Raw genomic sequence first — 2,604 nt, 5'->3', positions numbered from 1 at the left:
AAGTCGGCGGCGCGGTGGGTGAAAGACAGGCTGTGGACGCGGTGAGTGCCGTCGTCGTCGAGGTCGGCCCCGGCGATCCAGCGGGTGCGGCCCTCGCTGTCCCAGTAGCCGGTGATGAGTCCGGCGACGCTGGCACGGGTGACGCGGGAGACGCGGTCGCGGGTGACGAGGAAGCTGCCCGGGTCGCTGCCCGGGGTCGAGGGCTGGCCGGGCCACAGCCACACACCGGAGACCTGGCTGGGCGCCTGCCCGTAGCCGAGGACCTCGGTGGTGGTGCAGCTCCGGCCCAGGCCCTCGCCCGTGATCAGGTGGACGGTCTGGCAGGAGCGGCAGATCACCCGCACCGTGACCCGCGGGAACGTCGGGCCGTGGTCGCAGGTCGAGCAGTCGTGCTGCAGGTCGGCACGGTGGGAGAGCGGGTGAGCGCCCTCGTCGTGGCGGACGTCGATGTCCCAGGCCGGCCGCTCGCAGGTGGCGGTGTGGGGGAGCTGCTCCCACCCGAGGTAGAGGTCTTCGATCAGGTGCATGCGGTCTGTCCCTTGCGGTGTCGTGCCCGGCGGGGCTGCACCGTGGTGAGCGGTGCGGCCTCGGCGGGGACGTGGCAGGACGGGTCGGTGACGGGGAAGGGCGGGGCGTAGACGCGGGCCCAGACGCGGTGCTGTCGCTGCAGCTCCGCGTCCCGGCGCTCGTTGTGCTCGGCCCGCTCGGCTTCGGCCTGGCGGTCGGCGTCGCGGTTGCCCTGCGCTGCGCCGATCGAGGTCGCCATGGCGAGGAGGGCCAAGACGCAGATGCCGATGACGCCGGCACCGAGTAACTGCTTGACCTCCGCGACGGCGGTCACCACGGGTGCCCCGCGGTGACCGTGCTGAGCCGGTCCGCGCTGCGGTCGGCGAGGATGTCGGGGACCCCTTCACCGCGCAGCTCGACGGCGATCTCGCCGTAGCGCCCGGTCGTCGTGGTGCAGCACGGCTGCTCGGCAGAGCAGGTGACGGCGTCGAACTTCGCGAGCCACCAGTCCCAGGCCTGCGGCGAGCGCGGCCGGACGGTGACGACCAGGCTGGTCGCGCCAGCGACATCGAGGGCCAGGACGTCGGACTGGCTGCGCTGCAGCTCGAGTCCGAGGAGCGCGGCAGGCGCGTCCTCGGTGACGTCGGGCTGGATGCTGAGCCTGCAGCCCGCGTACTCCCGGACGTAGCGCTCGCCGTCGTCCCCGTCCGCCGCGCTCGCGGGGACCTCGAGGTCGTACGACTGCGCGGTGCGCCGGCCGAGCAGGGCGGCGACGTCGGGGGCGAGTTCGAGGGCCAGGCGCTCGAGGTGCTGCCCGTCCAGGGGCAGGTCGATGCGGGCCGCGGCAGCGGTGAGCGCGGCGTGCAGCGCGTGCTGCAGGTCCCGGCTCACTCGTCACCGCCGGTGGCCGGGGGGACCTCGGCGATGACGCTGGAGCTGAGCGGCTGGACCACCGGCGCGGTGGGCTGGTCGCCGCTGTCCGAAGCGGGCTGGGGGTCAGGCGTACCCGGCTCGGCCGGTTCGGTCGGCTCCGGCTCGGCGGCCGGCGGCTCGGGCGGCAGCATCATGAGGCGGGCCTGCTCGGCCTCCTCCGACGTGAGCAGGGTCCAGGCCCAGACCTTGACGCCGTTGATCACGGGCCGGGTCTCGGCGAAGACGCCGGAGCTCATCGGGTTGGAGACGAGGGTCCAGCCGCTGTCGGCCCACGCGGCGAGCGCGGCGACACCGGACACGTCGCGGCTCCACATCACGTGGATGCCGTAACTGCCGTCGATGTCGCGGCAGATGTCTATGTCGCGGGGGTAGGTGGTGAGCTGCTCGATGATGAGGCCGGCCAGGGCGTACGCCTGGGGGAGCGTCGCGCCCGGGGTGTCGAGCGTCGCGCCCTCAGGGGGTGCGTCCGCTCTGACGGTGTGGGTAGCCTGATCCATGTGACCCTCATTTCGTGTGGTGAGGTGATCTGCTTTCGGGGCTGTTCCGGGTCGCAACCGGAGCGGCCCCGCCCCTTTTTCAGGCCCGTTGCAGGGCGGTGCCGCGGCGCGGCAGGGGGCGCAGGTGGTTCATGGGGTGGGAGCCGGCGCCCTGGGCGGGCGCGGGGACGAGGGCCAGCGGGCCGCTCGTCGGCTCGTGGTGGTGCAGGGCGTCGATGCGCTCGAGGTCCGACTCGCTGAAGGTGACGACGCGCCCCTTCTTCGAGTGGGGCAGTCGGCTGATGTGCCGCCGCAGCCACCGCTCGTCGACGCGGAGTTCGTCCGCGGCTTCGGCGTAGGTATAGCGGCGGCTCATGCCGGGACCCGGCTGCGTCGGCTCCGGCGCGGAGCGGGCTGGGTGCTGGTGCTGCGGCCGGCCTCGACCCACAGGACGGACAGGTCGACGCCCAGGCGCTTGGCGATCTGGGCGGCGGGCTCGTGCGGAAGCATCGTGGTCCGGCCCGTGATCAGGGTGCCGATGGTGCTGTGCGAGATGCCCGCCACTGCGGCGAGCTCCCGGACGCTGATGCCCTCACCGTCGCCGGTTCGTTCCATGTGCAGGCGCAGGAACTCGGCGCCCGTGCAGGTGCTGCGGTCGAACAGTTGGTACATGGTTTCGCTGTCGGTC

General features: G+C 73.0%; 6 protein-coding genes. All 6 read right to left on the bottom strand.

Annotation, left to right across the window (positions count from 1 at the left end):
• Positions 1-527, bottom strand: a 527-nt coding sequence (locus IE265_RS37990) for a hypothetical protein (protein ID WP_190040364.1), incomplete at its 3' end; no start/stop codon positions are given.
• Entirely contained in the window at positions 518-841 is a 324-nt protein-coding gene (locus IE265_RS37985) for a hypothetical protein (protein ID WP_190040363.1), read from the bottom strand. The genes IE265_RS37985 and IE265_RS37990, both read right to left, overlap by 10 nt.
• The gene (locus IE265_RS37980; RefSeq protein WP_190040362.1) at positions 838-1,398 is read right to left on the bottom strand and encodes a hypothetical protein; all 561 of its coding nucleotides are present in this window, start codon (positions 1,396-1,398) and stop codon (positions 838-840) included. The genes IE265_RS37985 and IE265_RS37980 overlap by 4 nt, the downstream gene beginning before the upstream one ends.
• A complete protein-coding gene (locus IE265_RS37975; RefSeq protein ID WP_190040361.1) occupies positions 1,395-1,937 on the bottom strand; it encodes a hypothetical protein in 543 nt (180 codons plus the stop codon). The genes IE265_RS37980 and IE265_RS37975 overlap by 4 nt, the downstream gene beginning before the upstream one ends.
• A gap of 79 nt (positions 1,938-2,016) precedes the next feature.
• The gene (locus IE265_RS37970) at positions 2,017-2,292 is read right to left on the bottom strand and encodes a helix-turn-helix domain-containing protein (protein WP_190040360.1); all 276 of its coding nucleotides are present in this window, start codon (positions 2,290-2,292) and stop codon (positions 2,017-2,019) included.
• Positions 2,289-2,604: helix-turn-helix domain-containing protein (locus tag IE265_RS37965; protein ID WP_308434857.1), on the bottom strand; the 316-nt coding region annotated here is incomplete at its 5' end. The genes IE265_RS37970 and IE265_RS37965, both read right to left, overlap by 4 nt.

It is taken from the genome of Streptomyces fructofermentans, assembly GCF_014651055.1.
Taxonomy (GTDB): Bacteria; Actinomycetota; Actinomycetes; order Streptomycetales; family Streptomycetaceae; genus Streptomyces; species Streptomyces fructofermentans.
Note: the sequence above shows the minus strand (reverse complement) of the source record. Positions and strands in the feature narration are given on the sequence as shown.